Raw genomic sequence first — 20,806 nt, forward strand, 5'->3', positions numbered from 1 at the left:
CACGTACGGTTGACGCATGACGAGCATCGGTGGTGCCGGGATGGTCGACTGGAATCTCGCGGTCGCGACAGCGACCCGGCTTGTGCGGCCGGGTCCCGAGATCAGCCGCGAGGAGGCCCGAGAGGTCGTCGCGGAGCTGCGCAGGCATGCCAAGGCGGCGGAGGAGCACGTCCGTTCCTTCACCCGGATGATCCCGGAGGGGACCGAACCGGAGGACACCCCGGTCCTGGTCGTCGACCGGGCGGGCTGGATCAAGGCGAACGTCGCGGGCTTCCGGGAACTGCTGCGCCCCCTCCTGGAGAAGATGGAGGAGCGGCGCGGCGGCGGTGCGGGCGGCGCCGTGCTCGGCGCGGTCGGCTCCAAGGTGACCGGTGTCGAGGTGGGGATGCTGCTGTCGTTCCTGGCCTCCCGGGTTCTCGGCCAGTACGAGACGTTCGCCCCCGCCACCCGTGAGCTCCCGGCCTCGGCCGACGGCGGCGGCAGGCTCCTGCTGGTCGCCCCGAACATCGTCCACGTCGAGCGGGAGCTGGAGGTGGATCCGCACGACTTCCGCCTCTGGGTCGCCCTCCACGAGGAGACGCACCGCACGCAGTTCACCGCGGTGCCCTGGCTCCGCGACCATCTGCAGGGCGAGATCCAGTCATTTCTCGACGAGACCGACGTCGACCCGATGACGGTGCTCGAACGGCTCCGCGAGGCCGCCCAGTCGCTGGCCGGCGGCCGGCCCGAGGGCGAGGAGGGCGAGGACGGCGGCCGCAGCCTCGTCGAGATCGTCCAGACGCCCGCCCAGCGCGAGATCCTCGGCCGGCTCACCGCGGTGATGTCCCTGCTGGAGGGGCACGCCGACTACGTGATGGACGGCGTCGGCCCCGAGGTCGTGTCCTCCGTCGGCGAGATCCGGGAGAAGTTCCAGCAGCGCAGGGCGCGCGGCGCGAGCCGCCTCGACCAGGCGCTGCGCAAGCTCCTGGGGCTCGACGCCAAGCTGCGCCAGTACCGCGACGGGGAGCGGTTCGTGCGCGCCGTGGTCGACGAGGTCGGGATGGACGGCTTCAACCGGGTCTGGACCTCGCCCAACACCCTCCCGACCAAGGCGGAGATCGCCCGGCCGGAGGACTGGATCGCGAGGGTGCACCGTAAGGCAGAGTCATGATCACGGCTCGCGCACGAGCCCGGGACCCGAGGGCAACGCGCCGGTAATCACCCATCCGAGGGACCGTAGGGGCATGGGAAGGCGTGCAATGCTCGATGAACGGGTTTGCTCTGTCACCATCGACGCACTCTGAGTGACGGCACTTTTCTCCGTCCCGCCACTCGGAGGCACCTCTCCAGAACTTCACGAAGGGCACCGGACATGGGTCCCCATCCTGCGGTCGCGGCGATACGCCTGGCGGTCCGCCGCGTACTCCACGACGTACTCACCGAATTCGCCGAACAGACCGAACGCACCGGGCGCGTCCCGCGCGCCCCGCATCCCGAGCTCGCCGAGGCCGGGGCGGGCAGGCGGCGCCCCGCACTTCCCGAACGCACCGATACCCCCCTGGTACTGGTCGCATGTTCCGGCGGCGCCGATTCCATGGCGCTCGCCTCCGCCCTCGCCTTCGAGGCCCGGAAGCTCGCCGTCCGGGCCGGTGGCATCACCGTCGACCACGGCCTCCAGAACGGCTCCGACACCCGCGCCACCGAGGTCGTCGGCCGCCTCACCGCCATGGACCTCGACCCGGTCGAGGCCGTCGCCGTGCGGGTCGGCCATGACGGCGGGCCCGAAGCCGCCGCCCGCGACGCCCGCTACGCGGCCCTGGACGCCGCCGCCGAACGCCACGGCGCCGCCGCCGTTCTCCTCGGCCACACCCGCGACGACCAGGCGGAGACGGTACTGCTGGGCCTCGCCCGCGGTTCGGGTATCCGCTCCCTCTCCGGCATGGCCGCCGCATCCGGACCGGCCGGCCGCTACCGCCGCCCCTTCCTCCAACTCGACCGGCAGACCGCCCGCACGGCCTGCATGGCCCAGTCCCTGCCCGTCTGGGACGACCCGCACAACATCGACCCCGCCTACACCCGCTCCCGGCTGCGCCACGAGGGCCTGCCCGCCCTGGAGAAGGCGCTGGGCAAAGGAGTCGTCGAGGCGCTGGCCCGCACGGCGCAGCTCTCCCGCGACGACGCCGACGCCCTGGACACCTGGGCCGCCGAGGCCGGGCGTGATGTACGCGACGACGCGGGCCGGCTGGAGTGCGCCAAGCTGCACGCGCTGCCTCCCGCCGTCCGCCGCCGCGTCCTGCGCCGCGCGGCCATAGAGGCGGGCTCCCCGGCCGGGTCCCTCTTCGCCCGGCACATCGAGGAAGTCGACCGCCTCATCACCGGCTGGCGCGGCCAGCAGGCCATCAACCTCCCCGGCCGCGTCGAAGCCCTGCGCCAGGGTGGCAGACTGGTGATTCGGCAGAGCTGACGTACAAGCGGCTGACATGCAGGCGAGCGGCCGCGCAGGCCCGGGCACCGTCCCGGACCCGGCAGGCAAAGAAAGAGACGCGGGTGAACGAGAAGGACATGGGCACCGACCTTCAGTCGGTGCTCCTCACCAAGGAAGAGATCGACGCGAAGCTCGTCGAACTGGCCGCGAAGATCGACGCGGAGTACGCGGGCAAGGACCTGCTCCTCGTCGGAGTCCTCAAGGGCGCGGTGATGGTCATGGCGGACCTGGCGCGCGCGCTGTCCACCCCCGTCACCATGGACTGGATGGCCGTCTCGTCGTACGGCGCGGGCACCCAGTCCTCCGGTGTCGTCCGGATCCTCAAGGACCTCGACACCGACATCAAGGGCAAGCACGTCCTGATCGTCGAGGACATCATCGACTCGGGCCTGACGCTGTCCTGGCTGATGTCGAACCTGGGTTCGCGCGAGCCCGCGTCGCTGGAGATCTGCACCCTGCTGCGCAAGCCGGACGCGGCGAAGGTCGCGCTCGACTGCAAGTGGGTCGGGTTCGACATCCCCAACGAGTTCGTCGTCGGCTACGGGCTGGACTACGCGGAGAAGTACCGCAACCTGCCCTTCGTCGGCACCCTCGCCCCGCACGTGTACGGCGGCTGACGGCGGCTGACGGCGGCACCGGCGAACCCGCCCCGGCGGCGGGGAACCCTCACCGATTTCCCGCCGTTGAGCCTTCGAAGGCGGGTTTGACAGACGTCCCCGACGGTCGTCGGTGACAATGCTGGGGTACCGTCCGAAGAACAGTCTTTACTCACAGCAGCATTTACCTACGGGCAGGAGGGACGGGGCGACTTCGCTCCGTATGGATGGACGTGAAGCGATACTTCCGTGGGCCGGTCATGTGGATCGTGCTGGCCGTCCTCGCCGTGGTCGTGTTGATGAATGTCGTCGGCTCGGGTGGCGGCTACAAGACGGTGGACACCGGCAAGGTGATCCAGGCGATCAGTAAGAACCAGGTGGATGAGGCCAAGCTCACCACCGGTGACGATCACATCATCAAGATCGAGCTGAAAAAGGACCAGAAGCTCTCGGGCGAGTCCGGCAGCAAGTTCCAGGCGAGCTACATCGGCAACCAGGGCGTCGAGCTCGCCGATACGCTGCAGAAGAAGTTCGAGAGCGGTGACATCGAGAACGGTTACACCGTCTCGCCGTCGAAGCAGTCCCCGTTCGTCTCGATCCTCTTCTCGCTGCTGCCGTTCGTCCTCATCGTGGTCGTCTTCCTGTTTCTGATGAACCAGATGCAGGGTGGCGGCTCCAAGGTCATGCAGTTCGGCAAGTCCAAGGCCAAGCTGATCACCAAGGACACCCCGAAGACGACGTTCGCCGATGTGGCGGGCTCGGACGAGGCGGTCGAGGAACTCCACGAGATCAAGGAGTTCCTGCAGGAGCCGGCGAAGTTCCAGGCCGTCGGCGCCAAGATCCCCAAGGGTGTCCTGCTGTACGGACCTCCCGGTACGGGCAAGACGCTGCTCGCACGCGCCGTCGCCGGCGAGGCGGGCGTCCCGTTCTACTCGATCTCCGGTTCCGACTTCGTCGAGATGTTCGTCGGTGTCGGTGCCTCCCGTGTCCGTGACCTCTTCGAGCAGGCCAAGGCGAACGCCCCGGCGATCGTCTTCGTCGACGAGATCGACGCCGTCGGCCGGCACCGCGGTGCCGGTATGGGCGGCGGCCACGACGAGCGCGAGCAGACGCTGAACCAGCTGCTCGTGGAGATGGACGGCTTCGACGTGAAGGGTGGCGTCATCCTGATCGCCGCCACGAACCGTCCGGACATCCTCGACCCGGCGCTGCTGCGCCCGGGCCGTTTCGACCGGCAGATCGCGGTCGACCGGCCGGACATGCTGGGCCGACTGGAGATCCTCAAGGTCCACCAGAAGGGCAAGCCGGTCGCACCGGACGTCGATCTCGGCGCCGTTGCCCGTCGTACGCCCGGTTTCACCGGTGCCGACCTGTCGAACGTGCTGAACGAGGCGGCGCTCCTCACGGCGCGCGGCAACCTGAAGCTGATCGACAACAACATGCTCGACGAGGCCATCGACCGCGTGGTGGCGGGTCCGCAGAAGCGGACCCGGATCATGTCCGAGAAGGAGAAGAAGATCACCGCGTACCACGAGGGCGGACACGCCCTGGTCGCGGCGGCCTCACCTCAGGCGGACCCGGTCCACAAGATCACGATCCTCTCCCGCGGCCGCGCCCTCGGTTACACGATGGTGCTCCCGGAGGAGGACAAGTACTCCACGACGCGCAACGAGATGCTCGACCAGCTGGCTTACATGCTGGGCGGGCGCGCGGCCGAGGAGCTGGTCTTCCACGACCCGACGACCGGTGCTGCGAACGACATCGAGAAGGCCACGGCAACGGCCCGCGCGATGGTCACGCAGTACGGCATGACGGAGCGGCTCGGCGCGATCAAGTTCGGTGGCGACAACACCGAGCCGTTCGTGGGCCGCGAGATGGGCCACCAGCGCGACTACTCGGAAGAGGTCGCCGCGCTGGTCGACGAAGAGGTCAAGAAGCTCATCGAGACCGCGCACAACGATGCGTGGGAGATCCTGGTCGAGAACCGCGACGTTCTGGACGCCCTGGTTCTCCAGCTCCTTGAGAAGGAGACCCTCGGCAAGGCGGAGATCGCCGAGATCTTCGCTCCGATCGTCAAGCGTCCGGCCCGTCCGGCGTGGACCGGCTCCGCCCGGCGCACGCCGTCCACCCGGCCGCCGGTGCTCTCCCCGAAGGAGCTCGCCCTCACCAACGGCGCCACCACGGCGAACGGCTCGGTCACGGATACGGTTCCGGTGACCGAGGCGATCCCCGAGGAGCGTCCCGAGAGCTAGACACCGACCCCGGTGTGGCCCCTGTCACGGGGGCTTCACCGGGCCCGGAATGGATGCCGCGCCCCCCAGGTTTTAGCCTGTGGGGGCGCGGCTTTTCCGTACACCTGCGCGGATGTCCACGCAGTGACAGCTCTGAGGAACGAGGCACAGATGACCGACCCGGTGACGCTGGACGGCCAGGGTTCGATTGGCGAGTTCGACGAGAAGCGGGCCGAGGCGGCCGTACGCGAGCTGCTCATCGCCGTCGGGGAGGACCCGGACCGGGAAGGGCTGCGGGAGACGCCGGGGCGGGTGGCGCGGGCGTACAAGGAGATATTCGCGGGTCTGTACCAGGAGCCCGAGGACGTCCTGACGACCACGTTCGACCTGGGCCACGACGAGATGGTGCTGGTCAAGGACATCGAGGTGTTCAGCACCTGTGAGCACCACCTGGTGCCGTTCCGCGGAGTGGCGCACGTCGGATACATCCCGGCGACCAGCGGCAAGATCACCGGCCTGTCGAAGCTGGCCCGCCTCGTGGACGTCTACGCCCGCCGGCCGCAGGTCCAGGAACGGCTCACCACGCAGATCGCCGAGTCCCTGATGGGGATTCTGGAGCCGCGCGGCGTCATCGTCGTCGTGGAGTGCGAGCACATGTGCATGTCGATGCGAGGGATCCGCAAGCCCGGCGCGAAGACGCTGACCTCGGCGGTGCGCGGACAGCTCCGCGACCCCGCGACGCGCGCCGAGGCCATGAGCCTGATCATGGCGCGCTGACGCGCCGGCCGGGACGGGAACGGGCGGCCTACGCCGCCGCCGCGTTCTTGTTGTCGTCCTCGTCGTCGGGGAGCTTGCAGACGCGTTCCAGGAACAGGGCGGCCGCGATCACCGCGATGCCCGCCAGGACCGCGAAGCCCGCGTAGATGGCCTGGTCGCGGCGGGCCGGGATGTCGAGGGAGCCGAGCAGGAAGACGCCGACGCCGCCGTACATTCCGGCGACCAGGGCGACGACGAGTGCGCTGGCCTGGCCGAAGACCACGGCACGGGCCGCCATCAGGGGCTCGACGCCCTTCGCGCCCGGCCGGCGCTCGCGCTGGGCGCGCAGCCGGGAGCGGATGGAGAGCGCCGTCGCCAGCAGGACCACGGCGATCACCGCGAGCACGATGGGCGCGAACAGCGGGACGCTCGGCAGGGTGCCGAGGGAGTCCCAGAGGCGGGCGCCGCCCCAGGACAGCACCCCGGCCGCGGCGAAGAGGCCGGCCAGTACTCCGAGCCGTAGTTGCTTCACCGGGTGAGCCGCCCTTCGCCGCCTGTGGATGTCCAGGCCCGTTCGTGTTCCGGCCCGTGGAGGCCTGGCCTGTGGATGTCCTGCTGTCTCCTTCGAGCCTAACGACTACTCGGGCAGCCGGAGTTCCAGGTCGGCCCGGGGCAGTACGCCGTCGCGCCCCACACCGGCCAGCAGAGCGGCGACCGGGCCGGCGCCGGGCAGTTGGGCCTCGGGGTCCACGTCGTGCCACGGGGCGAGCACGAAGGCGCGCTCGCGGGCCCGGGGGTGGGGGAGGGTGAGCTCCGGGTCGTCGGAGACGACGTCGGCGTACGCGACGATGTCCACGTCGATGGTGCGCGGCCCCCAGCGCTCCTCCCTGACCCGGTCGAAGGCCTCCTCGATGGCCTGGCCGCGCTCAAGGAGGGAGGACGGGGGGAGCGTCGTCTTCACGACGACGACCGCGTTGAAGTACGACGGCTGGGAGCCGGGGTCGACGCCCCACGGCTCCGTCTCGTACACGGGGGAGACGGCCTTGACCCGGAGGCCCGGCGTGTCCTCCAGAGCGTCGATGGCGCCCTGGAGGGTCTCCAGGCGGTTGCCCAGGTTGGAGCCGAGGGAGATCACGGCGCGTTTGGGGTTGGAGAGGGTGATGTCCGCGGCGTCCACCTGCTCGACCACGGAGGCGGGAACCGGCTGTACGGTCGGGTCGCTCTGCCCCTCGGTAGAAAATGCAGTCATGCTCGGCTCCGGGTGATGGTGATGGTGACGTCGTCGAAGGGGACGGTGATGGGCGCATCCGGCTTGTGGACCACGACCTCCACCTCCTCGACGCCTTCGTGCTTGAGGCACTGCTGGGCGATGCGCTCCGCGAGCGTCTCGATCAGATCGACCGGTTCGCCCTGGACCACGGCCACGACCTCTTCGGCGACCACGCCGTAGTGCACGGTCCTGGTGAGGTCGTCCGCGGCTGCCGCGGGGCGGGTGTCGAGGCCGAGCACCAGGTCCACGATGAACGTCTGTCCCTCTTCCCGTTCCCGGGGAAAGACGCCATGGTGCCCACGGGCCTTGAGGCCGCGCAGCGCGACACGATCCACGCGAATCACTCCTGCTGTTGTTGTCGAAGGGGCACGGAACCACGTGCGGGCGGCCGCATACCCATTTCCGAATCTACCTGCGAGCGCCGACAGTCCTCCCCCGCGGGGGCTATGGACACGGCGGTACGGGACTGGTAGCCGCTGATACCCCGATGTGCCCGGTTCCAACCCCGCCGAGCTGCCTTTCGGGCCCATAACGGCGTTGTACCCATTCAGGACGAGGAGTCTTCGTCCTCTTCCTCACCGGTTTCGGCCAGTACGGGCGAGCCGTGGTGGGACCAGAGCTTCCAGCCGTCCGGAGTGCGGCGGAACACATTGGTCGCGACGACCAGTTGGCCGACGAGCGGCCCCAGGGAGCTGCCCTCCTCGGCGGGACCGCCGCTGAGGATGTTCTCGGTGCAGGTCACCAGGGCGGTGTCGCCCGTCATGGAGACCCCGACGTCGGTCAGGAAGAACTGGATGTACTCGGTGTTCGCCATGATCAGGGCGTAGCTGCGCAGCACCTCGCCGCGTCCCGTGAGCACCGGCCAGCCGGGGTGGACGCAGGAGACGGTGAGGTCCTCCCCGGGCAGCCAGAGCCCGGTCAGCTCGTCCAGGTCGCCGCGCTCCATGGCCTCGTAGAAGGCGGTGTTGGCCCGCTCGACCGCCTCGATGTCGTCGGCGGCGGAGGTCTGCTCGTCCTGCGGCTCGTTCACGCGGCTCCCTCGACCGCGCGGGCGACCCGGACGGCGTCGGCGGTGGCCCGTACCTCGTGGACCCGGACGGCCCAGGCACCGGCCCGGGCGGAGAGCGCGGAGACCGCGGCGGTGGCCGCGTCGCGCTCGCGGGCGGGCGGCGGGGCCCCACCCTCACGGGCCAGTACGTGCCCCAGGAACCGCTTCCGCGACGCGGCGACCAGCAGCGGGCGGCCGAGGCCGTGCAGCGCGTCGAGGCGGGCGATGAGCGACAGGTCGTGGGAGGCGTCCTTGGCGAAGCCGAGGCCCGGGTCGATCACGACCCGTTCGGGGGCGACACCCCCGGCGACCACGGCGTCCATCCGGACCCGCAGCTCCTCGACGACCTCGGCGACGACGTCCCCGTACACCGCCCTGCTGTTCATGGACTCGCTGAAGCCGCGCCAGTGCATGACGACGAACGGCACCGAGGCGGCGGCGACGACCGGGACCATGTCCGGGTCGGCGAGCCCGCCGCTCACGTCGTTGACCAGGACCGCTCCCGCGGCGACGGCCTGCTCGGCGACCCGGGCCCGCATGGTGTCGACGGAGACCGTGACCCCCTCCGAGGCCAGGCCGCGGACCACCGGGACCACCCGCCGCAGCTCCTCCGACTCGTCCACCCGGCTCGCACCGGGGCGGGTCGACTCACCGCCGACGTCGACCAGGTCGGCGCCCTCGCCGACCAGGTCGAGGCCGTGCTTGACGGCCGCGGTGGTGTCGAACCAGCGGCCCCCGTCGGAGAAGGAGTCCGGGGTCACGTTCACGACACCCATGACCGCGCAGCGGTCCCACTCCGGCAGGCCCTGCACCGTGCCTCGTCCATGCAACGTACTCATACGACCAGCGTAGGCCCGTACGGAGACCGGTCACGCCGGACGGACACCGTGCTCCCCCGTGGAGGCCCGCATGTGCGGGCACGGGCGCCGCCCGCCCGCCGGCAGCCGGCGGGCCAGCGGGCGGGGGAGCGCGAAGCTGACGAAGCCCTCCGCCTGCATCGCCGCCAGGGAGATCCGGGGAAGGTCGCGGGCGGTGCGGTAGACCACGAACCGGGGCTCCCAGCGGGGCCGGAACTTGGCGTTGAACTTGTACAGGGACTCGATCTGGAACCAGCGCGACAGGAAGACCAGCAGCCCGCGCCAGACCCGCAGAACCGGCCCGGCCCCCAGTTTCTCGCCGCGGGCCAGGGCGGAGCGGAACATCGCGAAGTTCAGCGAGACACGCGTGATGCCGAGCCGGGGCGCGGCCTGCAGGGAGGCGACGATCAGCAGCTCGTTCATCCCCGGGTCCGCGGCGCGGTCGCGGCGCATCAGGTCGAGGGACATCCCGTCGGTGCCCCACGGGACGAAGTGGAGCACGGCCTTCAGATCGCCGTACGGGGAGTCCGCGTCCTGCTCCCCGGCCTTGTGGGCGGTGGCGACGAAGCAGTCCCGGTCGGCGCCGTCGCCGATCCGGCCGAGTGCCATGGAGAAGCCGCGCTCGGTGTCCGTGCCGCGCCAGTCGGCGGCGGCCCGCCGGATGCGGGCCAGTTCGGCCTCGCCGATGTCGGCCACGCGCCGGACCCGCGTCTCGTACCCACCGCGCTCAATGCGCTTCACCATCTGGCGCACGTTGCGCATCGCGCGTCCGGCGAGCGAGAAATCCGCGACATCCACCACCGCCTCGTCGCCGAGTTCCAGCGCGTCGAGGCCGGTCTCGCGGGTCCAGACCTCGCCGCCGGTCTCGCTGCAGCCCATCACCGCGGGGGTCCAGGAGTGCGCCCTGGCCTCGTCCATGAAGCGTTCGATGGCGCCGGGCCAGGCCTCCACGTCGCCGATCGGGTCGCCGCTGGCCAGCATCACCCCGGACACCACGCGGTAGCAGACGGCGGCCTTGCCGCTGGGGGAGAAGACCACGGCCTTGTCGCGGCGGAGCGCGAAGTGGCCCAGCGAGTCGCGGCGGCCGTGCCGCTCCAGCAGGGCGCGCAGCTGTGCCTCGTCGTCCTCGGTGAGACGGGCCGCCGGGTGTTCGGGCCGGAAGGCGAGGTAGATCGTGGTGACGGCGGTCAGCAGGCCGAGCGCGCCCAGCGAGTAGGCCACGGTCCAGGAGGTGTCGCCGGAGTACTCGACCGGGCCCTCGAAGCCGAACAGCCCGTAGAGCACGTGCTGGAGCCGGTCGGCGATGCTCGGGTTCCCGACCAGGCGGCCCGGGTGGACGCTCACGATGACCAGGCCGAGCCCGAGCGAACCCGCTCCGAGCAGGACGAAGTTGGCCAGGGCCCTCCAACGGCTGCGCGGGTCGGGGAGCGCGGCGAATTCACTCCGGTGGCGCACCAGCAGGTAGCACAGTGTCAGCGAGACGACGGCGCCCAGGACCGAGTGCCGGTAGGTGAACTGGGCCACCGCACCGGCCGGGAGCAGGACGACGGCGGCCCGCCAGGCCCGGCGCTTGTGCCGCTTCAGCCCGTGGGCCAGGAGCAGCAGCAGGACGCCGGCGCTCAGCGAGAGCGCGGCGGCGAAGGGGCCGAGGGCGCCGGGGAGCACCTCGGCGAGGGTGTGCATCCGGCTGTGCCGGAAGCGCGGGAAGACGCCCGCCGCGACGTCGATCAGGCCGACGGCGGTGCTGGCGGTGCCGACGAGTGCCGGCACGGTCTCGGGTCGCGGTCCGTGTACGAACCGGCGTACACCATTCGGAACCGATCCCGATTTATCCCCATCTAGCGTGACAGACATCGCTTCCCGTGGTTCCGCGAGAGATTCTTGGAGTCCGTCGGCCGGAGCCCTGCGGACGATGTGCGACCTCTAGGACGAGGCTTCCGGGCCGTGGGTTCACCCGGCACCCGGAAATTTCCTGACAAGAAAGTTCTACCGCCATGGGCCTTACCGGCAACGCCGTGCTGATTTCGGCGATCACGCTGGCCGTCGTGCTGTTCGCCGTCACGATCTGGTGCTGGCCGAGGCTCGCCCGGCGCAGTGTCCCCGTGGTGCTGGGCAGGGTGGGGCTGCTGCTGGGGACCCAGGTGGCGGTCTTCGTCTCCGTCGGCCTGATGGCCAACAACTCGTTCCTCTTCTACGGCTCCTGGGCCGATCTGTTCGGTCAGAAGCAGGATCTGGGTGTGGTGACCGACCATGCCCAGGGGACCCTGGCGGAGAAGAACATCGTCCGGGTGGGGACGCGGCGGCCCGATGTGCCGGGGGGCTCCCGTCCCGCCTCGGCCGGGCGGATCGACAAGGTCGTGATCGCCGGGCGGAGCTCGGGAATCGAGACCTCGGCCTATGTGTACCTGCCGCCGGAGTACTTCCAGGAGGCGTACGCCCGGCGGAAGTTCCCGGCGGTCGTGGTGCTCACCGGCTACCCGGGCACCGCGGAGAACCTCATCAAGGGGCTCGACTACCCGAAGACATCACTCGGACGGGTGCGGGCGGGCCGCTCCCAGCCGATGATCCTGGTGATGCTGCGGCCGACCGTGGCGCCGCCGCGGGACACCGAGTGCGTGGACATAAAGGACGGCCCGAAGACCGAGACGTTCTTCTCGGACGACCTGCAGTCCGCCGTCTCGGCGGAGTACCGGGTCGGGCGGCACGCCCGGAACTGGGGGATCATGGGCAACTCGACCGGTGGCTACTGCGCCCTGAAGATCGGCCTGCACCATCCGGGACGCTTCACGGCGAGCGCGGGGCTCTCGGCGTACTACAAGGCGGCCGAGGACCCGACGACCGGTGACCTCTTCCACGGCGACCGGCGGGCGCGCGAGCGTGCCGATCTGCTGTGGTCCCTGGAGCACCGGCCGCAGCCCGAATCGTCCTTCCTGGTGACGACGTCCCGCCGGGGTGAGGCGAACTACGCCGCGACGCGGAAGTTCGTGGCCGAGGTGAAGCGGCCCGCGCGGGTCTCGTCGATCGTGCTGGACAGCGGTGGGCACAACTTCAACACCTGGCGCCGGGAGATCCCCGCGGCGCTGGAGTGGATGAGCGGCCGGCTGAGCGAGAGCTGACCGGAGGCGCTGAGCCGGGCCGCCTCAGTCCCCCGTGGTCTTCGCGACGACCGCCACGCTCTCGACGGCCACTTCGGCGCGCGGAACGGCCCGGTCGTCGGCGCTGATGGAACGCCGCAGCGCCTCGTGGAGCCGGGCCGGGGTGAGCACTCCGAGGAACCGGCCCTCGCTCTGCTCGTCGATGACCGCGATCCAGCCGGCGTCGTGCTGGAGCATGGTGGCGAACGCCTGCTTGAGCGGGGCGCCGACGGGCAGCCAGGCCTCCATCCGGCGGGCGTGCTCGCGGACCGTGCCCTTGGCGCCGCTCAGTGCGTCATCGGCCGGGATCCAGCCGTGCAGCCGGCCGTCGCCGTCCAGCACCACGGCCCAGCGTGCCCCTTCCGCGCGCAGCCGCTCGGTCGCCCGGTCCAGCGGGTCGTCGAGATGGACGACCGGCGGCCGGTCGAGGTCGCTCTCCTCGACGGGGGTGACCGAGAGCCGCTTGAGTCCGCGGTCCGCGCCGACGAAGTCGGCGACGTAGTCGGTGGCGGGGGCGCCGAGCACGGTGGCAGGTGAGTCGAACTGCTCGATCGAGCCCTGTCCGTAGACGGCGATACGGTCGCCGAGGCGGACGGCCTCCTCGATGTCGTGCGTCACGAACAGCACGGTTTTGCGGACCTGGGCCTGAAGCCGCAGGAATTCGTTCTGCAGGCGTTCCCTGACGACCGGGTCGACCGCGCCGAAAGGTTCGTCCATCAGCAGCACCGGGGGGTCCGCCGCCAATGCCCGGGCCACGCCGACGCGTTGGCGCTGACCACCGGACAGCTGTTCCGGATAGCGGTCGCCATAAACGGAAGGATCGAGTCCGACCAGGTCGAGGAGTTCCGCGGCGCGGGCCCGGCCCTTTCCTCGCTTCCAGCCGAGGAGATGCGGGACGGTCGCGGTGTTCTCCAGCACGGTCCGGTGCGGAAACAGACCGACCTGCTGGATCACATAGCCGATACGGCGCCGCAGCTGGACGGGGTCGATGGCGGATATGTCGTCCCCGTCGAGGAATATCCGGCCCTCGGTCGGTTCGATCAGCCGGTTCACCATCTTCATGGTGGTCGTCTTGCCACAGCCCGACGGCCCGACGAGCGTGACGAGTTCACCTTCGGCGACCTCGAAGGAAAGGTCGTCGACGGCGGTGGTGCCGTCCGCATACCGCTTGGTGACGTGCTCGAAACGGATCATGGTTCCCCATTGTCGCGCGTGTTCTGTGAAGGACGTGTTGCTGGAATACAACGGCCTCGGTGATTGTCAGTGGTCGAGGATAGGCTCGCCGGACATCAGTACGAGAGGCGATCGGGAGGTGGGGGACGGATGGCCGGACGGAACTGCCTGGTGACGAACGACTGGATCTGCGGTGAGTATCTCCGCTCCCGCAGCCAGGAGTTGACGGACGCGACGGTGCAGCACATCTGGATCACCGCCGTCTCGGTGGCGATCGGGGTGGCCGTGGCCTTTCCGCTGGCGCTGCTCGCCCGTCGCGGCCGGCGCTTCGCCGGACCCGTGCTCGGGCTGACGACGGTGCTCTACACGGTGCCGTCGCTCGCGATGTTCTCGCTCCTGCTGCCGTTGTTCGGACTCTCCGCGGCGCTCGTCGTCACCGGACTCGTGCTGTATTCGCTGACGATTCTCGTACGCAACATCCTGGCGGGTCTCCAGGCGGTGCCGCAGGAGGCGAAGGAAGCCGCCCGGGGTATGGGATACGGGCCGGTGCGCCTGCTGTGGGAGGTGGAACTCCCGCTGGCCATGCCGGCGTTGATGGCCGGGATACGGATCGCCACGGTGTCCACGATCGCGCTGACCACCGTCGGATCGATCGTCGGCCGCGGCGGCCTGGGCAATCTCATCGAGGACGCCCTGCCGAGCTTCTTCAAGGCCCAGGTGCTGGCCGCCTCGGTGCTCTGCGTCCTGCTCGCGGTGGTCGCGGATCTGCTGCTGCTCGGTGTCCAGCGGCTGCTGACCCCCTGGACCCGAATACCGGCCGCCCGCGACGCCGTGGGCGCACCCGTTCCGGCGAAGGCGGTCTGACCGTGGGAGTTCTCGGCGAGGCCTGGACCTGGCTCACCACCGGTGCCAACTGGTCGGGGGAGAGCGGGGTGGCCCACCGGCTCGGCGAGCATCTGTACGTCAGCGGGGTGGCGCTCGCCCTGTCCTGTGCCATCGCCCTGCCCATCGCCCTGTACCTGGGACACATCGGGAAGGGCGGTGCGCTCGCGGTCAACATCTCCAACGTGGGGCGGGCGATACCGGTCTTCGCGGTGCTGGCCCTCTTCATGGTCTCGCCGCTGCGCAACGCGGGATACATACCGACGATCATCGCCCTGGTGCTGTTCGCCGTACCGCCGCTGCTGACCAACGCCTACGTCGGGATGACGGAGGTGGACCGTTCGGTGGCGGAGGCCGCGCGGGGGATGGGCATGTCCGGCGGTCAGCTCTTCCTCCGGGTCGAACTCCCGCTGGCCTACCCCATGATCATGACCGGGCTGCGTTCGGCGGCGGTGCAGGTCGTGGCCACCGCGACGATCGCCGCGATGGTCGGCCAGGGCGGTCTCGGCCGGATCATCACCGCCGGTTTCAACACGTACAACACCCCGCAGGTGGTCGCGGGCGCCCTGCTGGTCGCCGGACTGGCGCTGCTGGTGGAGACGGCACTGGTCGGCATCGACCGGCTGCTGTCGCCGCTGCGCCGCCGCCGGACGGCATGAGCGTCCGGCCGGCCCACTCAACCGATAACGCATATCGCATATGGCCTCGTTGCCGTGGACGGAGAACAGTATGAGCAGGACCTCGCGCCTGGCCGGTGCGGTCATCGGCATCGTCGCGCTCGCGGGCTCGCTCGCCGCCTGCGGCGGCGACAGCCTGGAGAAGGACAAGGGCGGATCCGCAGCGTCCGACGCGGACAAGGGCTCGGGGAAGAAGGGCTCGCTGGTCGTCGGCGCCGCCGCCTTCACCGAGTCCAAGGTGCTCGCGGAGCTGTACGCCGGCGTTCTGTCGGAGGCCGGATACAGCACGTCGGTCACCACGGTGAAGAACCGCGAACTCTACGAACCGTCGCTGGAGAAGGGCGAGATCGACGTCGTTCCGGAATACGCGGCGACGATCGCGGAATTCCTCAACGCCAAGGTGAACGGGGCGAAGGCGGCCGAGGCGAAGCCGGTCGCCTCGGGCGACACCGCGGCCACGGTCGCCGCTCTGGAGAAGCTCGCCACTCCGCGCGGGCTGAAGGTGCTGCCGGCCGGTGCGGCCGTCGACCAGAACGCGTTCGCGGTCACCAAGGAATTCGCCGACAAGAACAAGCTCAAGACGCTCTCGGATCTCGGTGCCTCCAAGATCAAGGTGAAGATCGCGGCGGGTGACGAGTGCGAGGTGCGGCCGTTCTGCGCACCCGGGCTGAAGAAGACGTACGGCATCGACGTCACCGGCATCGACCCCAAGGGAGTCGGCACCCCGCAGTCCAAGCAGGCGGTCAAGGACGGCAAGGACCAGCTGGTCCTGACCACGACCACGGACGCGGTGCTGGACACCTTCGGGCTGGTCTTCCTGGAGGACGACAAGAAGCTGCAGAACGCGGACAACGTGCTGCCCGTCCTCAATGCCGAGGACGCCGGTGCCCAGGACATCGCCGACGCTCTCGGCAAGCTCACCGACGCGCTCACGACACAGGATCTGGCCGAACTGAACCGCAAGGTCGACGCCGAGCGCGCCAAGCCCGGCGATGTCGCCAGGGAATACCTGGAGACGAAAGGTCTGATCAAGAAGTAGCAAGGGCGGAATGAGCGATTCAGGGGCCGTCAGGTAACTGCCGGGGAACAGATTGCCGGGCGGCCTCCCAAGCGGACCGTACGCACGGTAAATTTCAGGCCATGCCACGTGGACGCCATCGCCATTCGCCACCTCTGCACAGAATCCTTCCGCCTTCGGTCGTCGCCGGAGCGGCGGTTCTCTGCGCCGCGGGGGCCTGGCTGCTCGCCGAGCCGCTGGTCCTGCGCGGACTGGTCGCCGCCGCGGCGGCCGCCGCCGTCACCGGCGCGTATCTGATGCGCAGCTGGGACCGGGAGGCGGGCCGTCGCGTCGCGGAGCTGACGCGCGCCCGCGCCAGTGACGAATGGCGTGCCGAGGAACGCGTGGCGGAGCTGGAAGCCGATCTGGAGGAGTCGCGCGAACTGCGCGCCCGCCTGGAGACGAAGCTGCGCCGCAAGCGCGTGGAGCTCGCCGGGCTGCGGGGCGAGCACGCCGCGCTGCTGCGGCGGTACGCCAACGCGGAGACCGAGCGCGCCAGTGTCCTGGAGAGCCGTCGGCAGCTCGCGCTGGAGGCGTCCGCGCCGCCCCGCGAACTGCCCGCCGCACGCAGCACCCCCACCCCGTCCGCGTATCTGCGGGCCGCCCAGGCCCTCGACGACCTCTCGCGCAACGGGGCGCTCCAGGAGGCCCGGCGCACCGCCGAGCAGGCCAGGAAGCGCGATCTCGCGGAGCGGGCCCGGGAGGCGGAGGAGCCGCAGGGGAAGCACGCGGCGGCCGCGGACCCGCAGGCAGCAGCCGGGCAGGCGGGTGCCGAGCACCGTCGTCCGCAGGCCGCCCTGCCCGCGACCCGCCCGGACCGGGCCCTGCCCGCTCCGCGCGCGGTTCCGGCGGCCAGCGCGGTCGTTCCCTACGCGGCGGCGCGCCGCCATCTGGTGCCGCAGGGCAGCTTCGACTTCTTCGGTACGCAGAAGGCGCACGCCGCGATCGAGTCCGTGCAGAACGAGGACCTCGCCGACGTGGTGGGCGAGGAGGCGCTGGCCGCGCACCGTACGGGCGCGGCCGAGAACCGGGCCGTCGGCAAGGTCATCGACCTCACCGCGCACGACGAGACCGAGCAGCTGGACGTGGCGGAGCTCCGCAGCGCGATCTCGTAGAACGGGACGGAGCAGGCGGCTACTTGTCGATGTCGCCGACGACGAAGAACAGCGAACCGAGGATCGCCACCATGTCGGCGACGAGCGTGCCCGGCAGCAGTTCGGTGAGTGCCTGGATGTTGTTGAACGAGGCGGAGCGGAGCTTCAGCCGGTACGGGGTCTTCTCGCCCTTGGACACCAGGTAGTAGCCGTTGACACCGAGCGGGTTCTCGGTCCAGGCGTAGGTGTGGCCCTCGGGGGCCTTCAGCACCTTGGGCAGCCGCTGGTTGATGGGACCCGGCGCCAGGTCCGCCATCCGGTCCAGGCAGGCGTCCGCCAGGTCCAGGGCGTTGTGCGTCTGCTCCAGCAGGCACTCGAACCGGGCGAGGCAGTCGCCCTCGGTACGGGTGACGACCTTCAGGGTGTCCTGGAGCTCCCCGTACGCCAGATAGGGCTCGTCGCGCCGCAGGTCGAAGTCGACGCCCGAGGCGCGGGCGATCGGCCCGGACACCCCGTAGGCGTGCACCGCCTCCGCCGACAGGACGCCCACTCCACGGGTACGGCCCCGGAAGATCTCGTTGCCGAGCACCAGCTTGTCGTAGACGTCCATCCGGGAACGGACCGACGCGACGGCGTCCCGGGCGCGGCCGAGCCAGCCCGCCGGGAGGTCCTCCTTGAGGCCGCCGACCCGGTTGAACATGTAGTGCATCCGGCCGCCGGAGACCTCCTCCATCACGGCCTGGAGCTCCTCGCGTTCCCGGAACGCGTAGAACACCGGAGTGATCCCGCCGAGTTCCAGCGGGTACGAGCCGAGGAACATCAGGTGGTTGAGGACCCGGTTCAGCTCGGCGAGCAGGGTGCGGGTCCACACCGCGCGCTCCGGGACCTCCATGCCGAGCATCCGCTCGACGGCCATCACGACGCCCAGTTCGTTGGAGAACGCCGACAGCCAGTCGTGGCGGTTGGCGAGCATCACGATCTGCCGGTAGTCGCGGGCCTCGAAGAGCTTCTCCGCGCCGCGGTGCATGTAGCCGATGACCGGTTCGGCGTGCTGGATGCGTTCGCCGTCCAGGACGATGCGCAGACGGAGCACGCCATGGGTGGAGGGGTGCTGGGGGCCGATGTTGAGCACCATGTCGGTGCTTTCCGCTGCGCCGCCGATGCCGACTGTCGTCTCCGTCATGCCGACAGTATTGCCTGCGGCCCGGCTTCCCGGGGCTCCGCCCCGGACCCCGCTCCTCAATCGCCGGAGGGGCTGGACGGGGCCCGGACACGTTGCGTCAGCCACCCGAAGTCGCCCAGTCCGCCCCGGGCCGTGAGCTCCGCGGCCTGCCCCGCCGAGGCCAGCGCCCGCACGTAACCCGCCGGATCGCTGGAGGCGAGCGACAGCGGCGGGCGTTCACCCGTGACGCCCAGCTGCCGCAGCTCCTCGCGCTGCGTGCGGATCTCCGCGCCCGGTCCGCCCGCCGCCGCGCACGCGTCCAGGGCCACGTGCGAGGTGAGGTCGCAGCTGCCGTCCGGCACCGGCCGCACCTCGCGCCCCGCCCGGAAGCCGGTCAGCGTGCCGAACGGCGGCCGCTCCTCCCGTACGTGGCAGTAGTCCACCGCCACCGCGAGCCCGCCGGACAGCGCGGCCACCGCATCCGCCCACGCCTCGTCGCGCGGGCGGCCGATCTCCGCCCTGCTGCCCGGCCCGGCCGAGGGCCACCAGCGGCGCAGCCACTCCGCGTCCGCCCCGCTCACCGGTTCGCCCAGCCGCTCCGCACCGTCCGCCGTCCGCACCAGGACGTACCGCTCGACCCCGTCCGGGTCCGTCTCGGCGACCGGCACCGGCACGTTGTCCAGCCACTCGTTGGCGAAGAGCAGCCCGCACACCCCTTGCGGCGGCTTCGCGCACCACTGGACCCGTGGGTCCAGGCCGGGCGGACGGGCGGCGAGCTCCACGGCGTACGCCCGTACCGTGAGGCCGTCCCCGCCCTCGGCCGGCAGCGCGGCGAGCACTCCCGTCAACAGCTCTCCGCGCCCCGCCCCCAGATCCACCAGGTCCACGGACGAGGTCCGCAGTTCCCCGGCCGTCCTGACCAGCAGCCGGGCGACGGCCGCGGCGAACAGCGGGGACGCGTGCACCGAGGTGCGGAAATGCCCCGCGGGCCCCTCCAGGCTCCGGTAGAACCCCCCGTCCCCGTACAAAGCGGTCTCGGCCGCCTCCTGCCACCCACGCCACTCATCCGTCACGTTCCCAAGTCTCCACCTTGGGGAGTACGGTCTCCGGACCCGGATCGGTCCTTCGGCTGACCCGTGCCCCCCTCGCCTTTCCCTACGCTGGGTTACGTGCAGCGCCTCTACGACTTCATCCGCAGACACCCGACGGGCGTCGACAGCTTCTGGGCTGTCTTCCTCCTCGGGATCTCCGGCATGACGATCGTGGTCGGCGACGTCGGGCACGGCGGCCGCGCGGAGCGCGTCGCCATCGTGCCGATCGTCATCGGCCTCTGCGTCGTCGTGGCGCTGCGCCGGCGCGCACCCGAGAAGATGCTGCTGCTCGCCATCGCGATGGGCGTGGCCCAGCTGGCGTTCGGGGTCAGACCGACCGTCGCGAACTTCGCCATGCTGGTGATCACCTTCACCGTGGCCACCGTCGGCGAACGCTGGGCCTCCCGGCTCGCCCTGGCGTGCAGTCTGTGCGCGGCCACGCTCTCCCAGCTCCGCTGGCCGGAGCGGGAGGACATGCCGCGCGGCTGGGCCGAGTCGGTCTTCCTCGTCGTCGTGATGACGGTGCCGTTCGTGCTGGCCTGGGTGCTCGGCGACTCGATGCGGACCCGGCGGGCCTACTTCGACCAGTTGGAGGAGCGCGCCGCCCGGCTGGAGCGGGAGCGCGAGGCGCAGTCGAAGGTCGCGGTGGCGGCCGAGCGGGCCCGTATCGCCCGCGAGCTCCACGACGTCGTCGCGCACAACGTCTCGGTGATGGTGGTGCAGGCGGACGGTGCCGCCTATGTGATGGACGCGGCCCCCGACCAGGCCAGGCAGGCGCTGGAGACGATCTCCAGCACCGGCCGGCAGGCGCTCGCGGAGATGCGCCGGCTGTTGGGAGTCCTGCGCACGGGCGACGCCCCGGAGACCGGGGAGTACGTCCCGCAGCCCGACGTCGAGCAGATCGAGGATCTGATCGAGCAGGTCAGAGCGGCCGGTCTGGCCGTCGACTTCAGGATCGAGGGCACCCCGCGCTCGCTGCCCAGCGGAGTCGAGCTGACGGCGTACCGCATCGTGCAGGAGGCGCTGACCAACACCCGCAAGCACGGCGGTCCGAACGCCGGGGCCAGTGTGCGGCTGGTCTACTTCGACGACGGGCTCGGCCTTCTGGTGGAGGACGACGGCCGGGGCGCGGCGCACGAACTGTACGAGGACGGCGGCGCCGACGGCGCGGGCCACGGCATGATCGGTATGCGCGAACGGGTCGGCATGGTCGGCGGCACACTGGATGCCGGACCGCGCCCCGGCGGCGGATTCCGGATCAGCGCGCTGCTGCCGCTCAAGGCCGCGAACTAGGGCCTTTCCGGGGCCTTCGGG

The 20,806-nt window shown here is 70.6% G+C and carries 20 protein-coding genes; 11 read left to right on the forward strand and 9 right to left on the reverse strand.

Features of this window, described 5'->3' with window-relative positions; translation table 11 throughout:
* Positions 1–16: 16 nt before the first annotated feature.
* From OG959_RS20940 to folE, 5 genes are all read left to right on the forward strand, one after another.
* The gene (locus OG959_RS20940; RefSeq protein WP_219567327.1) at positions 17–1,150 is read left to right on the forward strand and encodes a zinc-dependent metalloprotease; all 1,134 of its coding nucleotides are present in this window, start codon (positions 17–19) and stop codon (positions 1,148–1,150) included.
* A gap of 201 nt (positions 1,151–1,351) precedes the next feature.
* Positions 1,352–2,443 carry a tRNA lysidine(34) synthetase TilS gene (gene tilS / locus OG959_RS20945; protein WP_326660605.1) on the forward strand — a complete coding sequence of 364 codons (1,092 nt, stop codon included), beginning with the start codon at positions 1,352–1,354 and terminating at the stop codon, positions 2,441–2,443.
* Between the two features lie 98 nt (positions 2,444–2,541).
* The gene (gene hpt, locus OG959_RS20950; protein ID WP_037777945.1) at positions 2,542–3,081 is read left to right on the forward strand and encodes a hypoxanthine phosphoribosyltransferase; all 540 of its coding nucleotides are present in this window, start codon (positions 2,542–2,544) and stop codon (positions 3,079–3,081) included.
* 206 nt (positions 3,082–3,287) lie between these two features.
* On the forward strand, positions 3,288–5,312 hold the full coding sequence (gene ftsH, locus OG959_RS20955; RefSeq protein ID WP_148019996.1) for an ATP-dependent zinc metalloprotease FtsH: 2,025 nt from the start codon (positions 3,288–3,290) through the stop codon (positions 5,310–5,312).
* Between the two features lie 150 nt (positions 5,313–5,462).
* Positions 5,463–6,068: a GTP cyclohydrolase I FolE gene (gene folE / locus OG959_RS20960; RefSeq protein WP_326660608.1), complete on the forward strand. Its 606-nt coding sequence runs from the start codon at positions 5,463–5,465 to the stop codon at positions 6,066–6,068.
* Positions 6,069–6,096: 28 nt separating this feature from the next.
* Here folE and OG959_RS20965 read toward each other — a convergent pair whose 3' ends face one another.
* The 6 genes from OG959_RS20965 to OG959_RS20990 form a co-directional block, all read right to left on the reverse strand.
* Positions 6,097–6,579, reverse strand: coding sequence for a DUF3180 domain-containing protein (locus OG959_RS20965; RefSeq protein ID WP_148019998.1), 483 nt, complete (start codon positions 6,577–6,579; stop codon positions 6,097–6,099).
* Positions 6,580–6,684: 105 nt separating this feature from the next.
* The gene (gene folK, locus OG959_RS20970) at positions 6,685–7,296 is read right to left on the reverse strand and encodes a 2-amino-4-hydroxy-6-hydroxymethyldihydropteridine diphosphokinase (RefSeq protein ID WP_326660613.1); all 612 of its coding nucleotides are present in this window, start codon (positions 7,294–7,296) and stop codon (positions 6,685–6,687) included.
* A complete protein-coding gene (gene folB, locus OG959_RS20975) occupies positions 7,293–7,652 on the reverse strand; it encodes a dihydroneopterin aldolase (RefSeq protein WP_148020000.1) in 360 nt (119 codons plus the stop codon). Before folB ends, folK begins: the two co-directional genes overlap by 4 nt.
* A gap of 212 nt (positions 7,653–7,864) precedes the next feature.
* Complete coding sequence (locus OG959_RS20980) at positions 7,865–8,347, reverse strand: nuclear transport factor 2 family protein (RefSeq protein WP_219567338.1); 483 nt, start codon at positions 8,345–8,347, stop codon at positions 7,865–7,867.
* A complete protein-coding gene (folP, locus tag OG959_RS20985; protein WP_442805605.1) occupies positions 8,344–9,204 on the reverse strand; it encodes a dihydropteroate synthase in 861 nt (286 codons plus the stop codon). The genes OG959_RS20980 and folP overlap by 4 nt, the downstream gene beginning before the upstream one ends.
* A gap of 30 nt (positions 9,205–9,234) precedes the next feature.
* Complete coding sequence (locus OG959_RS20990) at positions 9,235–11,076, reverse strand: phosphatidylglycerol lysyltransferase domain-containing protein (RefSeq protein WP_326660616.1); 1,842 nt, start codon at positions 11,074–11,076, stop codon at positions 9,235–9,237.
* Positions 11,077–11,216: 140 nt separating this feature from the next.
* Here OG959_RS20990 and OG959_RS20995 point away from each other — a divergent pair, with 140 nt between their 5' ends.
* Complete coding sequence (locus OG959_RS20995; RefSeq protein WP_326660618.1) at positions 11,217–12,338, forward strand: alpha/beta hydrolase; 1,122 nt, start codon at positions 11,217–11,219, stop codon at positions 12,336–12,338.
* Positions 12,339–12,362: 24 nt separating this feature from the next.
* On the opposite strand, the gene OG959_RS21000 is transcribed toward OG959_RS20995, so the two are convergent.
* Complete coding sequence (locus tag OG959_RS21000; protein WP_326660620.1) at positions 12,363–13,550, reverse strand: betaine/proline/choline family ABC transporter ATP-binding protein; 1,188 nt, start codon at positions 13,548–13,550, stop codon at positions 12,363–12,365.
* Between the two features lie 129 nt (positions 13,551–13,679).
* Between OG959_RS21000 and OG959_RS21005 the strand changes: the two genes are divergently transcribed.
* From OG959_RS21005 to OG959_RS21020, 4 genes are all read left to right on the forward strand, one after another.
* A complete protein-coding gene (locus OG959_RS21005; RefSeq protein WP_326660622.1) occupies positions 13,680–14,393 on the forward strand; it encodes an ABC transporter permease in 714 nt (237 codons plus the stop codon).
* A gap of 2 nt (positions 14,394–14,395) precedes the next feature.
* Positions 14,396–15,070, forward strand: coding sequence for an ABC transporter permease (locus OG959_RS21010; RefSeq protein ID WP_326660624.1), 675 nt, complete (start codon positions 14,396–14,398; stop codon positions 15,068–15,070).
* Positions 15,071–15,140: 70 nt separating this feature from the next.
* Positions 15,141–16,127 (forward strand): ABC transporter substrate-binding protein, encoded by a 987-nt coding sequence (locus tag OG959_RS21015; RefSeq protein WP_326660626.1) that lies wholly within the window; start codon positions 15,141–15,143, stop codon positions 16,125–16,127.
* Between the two features lie 101 nt (positions 16,128–16,228).
* Complete coding sequence (locus OG959_RS21020; protein ID WP_326660628.1) at positions 16,229–17,260, forward strand: hypothetical protein; 1,032 nt, start codon at positions 16,229–16,231, stop codon at positions 17,258–17,260.
* Between the two features lie 19 nt (positions 17,261–17,279).
* Here OG959_RS21020 and OG959_RS21025 read toward each other — a convergent pair whose 3' ends face one another.
* Entirely contained in the window at positions 17,280–18,422 is a 1,143-nt protein-coding gene (locus tag OG959_RS21025) for an NADH-quinone oxidoreductase subunit D (protein ID WP_219567351.1), read from the reverse strand.
* 56 nt (positions 18,423–18,478) lie between these two features.
* Entirely contained in the window at positions 18,479–19,474 is a 996-nt protein-coding gene (locus OG959_RS21030) for an SAM-dependent methyltransferase (protein WP_326660631.1), read from the reverse strand.
* Between the two features lie 96 nt (positions 19,475–19,570).
* Here OG959_RS21030 and OG959_RS21035 point away from each other — a divergent pair, with 96 nt between their 5' ends.
* Positions 19,571–20,785 (forward strand): sensor histidine kinase, encoded by a 1,215-nt coding sequence (locus tag OG959_RS21035; RefSeq protein ID WP_326660633.1) that lies wholly within the window; start codon positions 19,571–19,573, stop codon positions 20,783–20,785.
* Positions 20,786–20,806 lie beyond the last annotated feature (21 nt).

The sequence above is a fragment of the Streptomyces sp. NBC_00385 genome (assembly GCF_035917155.1).
Classification (GTDB): Bacteria; Actinomycetota; Actinomycetes; order Streptomycetales; family Streptomycetaceae; genus Streptomyces; species Streptomyces poriferorum.

Bases quoted from the DNA above. Each gene is read 5' to 3' on its own strand.
- OG959_RS20940 (WP_219567327.1), top strand. From the start codon at position 17: ATGACGAGCATCGGTGGTGCCGGGATGGTCGACTGGAATCTCGCGGTC.
- tilS (WP_326660605.1), top strand. From the start codon at position 1,352: ATGGGTCCCCATCCTGCGGTCGCGGCGATACGCCTGGCGGTCCGCCGC.
- hpt (WP_037777945.1), top strand. From the start codon at position 2,542: ATGGGCACCGACCTTCAGTCGGTGCTCCTCACCAAGGAAGAGATCGAC.
- ftsH (WP_148019996.1), top strand. From the start codon at position 3,288: ATGGACGTGAAGCGATACTTCCGTGGGCCGGTCATGTGGATCGTGCTG.
- folE (WP_326660608.1), top strand. From the start codon at position 5,463: ATGACCGACCCGGTGACGCTGGACGGCCAGGGTTCGATTGGCGAGTTC.
- folK (WP_326660613.1), bottom strand. From the start codon at position 7,296: ATGACTGCATTTTCTACCGAGGGGCAGAGCGACCCGACCGTACAGCCG.
- folP (WP_442805605.1), bottom strand. From the start codon at position 9,204: ATGAGTACGTTGCATGGACGAGGCACGGTGCAGGGCCTGCCGGAGTGG.
- OG959_RS20990 (WP_326660616.1), bottom strand. From the start codon at position 11,076: ATGTCTGTCACGCTAGATGGGGATAAATCGGGATCGGTTCCGAATGGT.
- OG959_RS20995 (WP_326660618.1), top strand. From the start codon at position 11,217: ATGGGCCTTACCGGCAACGCCGTGCTGATTTCGGCGATCACGCTGGCC.
- OG959_RS21000 (WP_326660620.1), bottom strand. From the start codon at position 13,550: ATGATCCGTTTCGAGCACGTCACCAAGCGGTATGCGGACGGCACCACC.
- OG959_RS21005 (WP_326660622.1), top strand. From the start codon at position 13,680: ATGGCCGGACGGAACTGCCTGGTGACGAACGACTGGATCTGCGGTGAG.
- OG959_RS21015 (WP_326660626.1), top strand. From the start codon at position 15,141: ATGAGCAGGACCTCGCGCCTGGCCGGTGCGGTCATCGGCATCGTCGCG.
- OG959_RS21020 (WP_326660628.1), top strand. From the start codon at position 16,229: ATGCCACGTGGACGCCATCGCCATTCGCCACCTCTGCACAGAATCCTT.
- OG959_RS21025 (WP_219567351.1), bottom strand. From the start codon at position 18,422: ATGACGGAGACGACAGTCGGCATCGGCGGCGCAGCGGAAAGCACCGAC.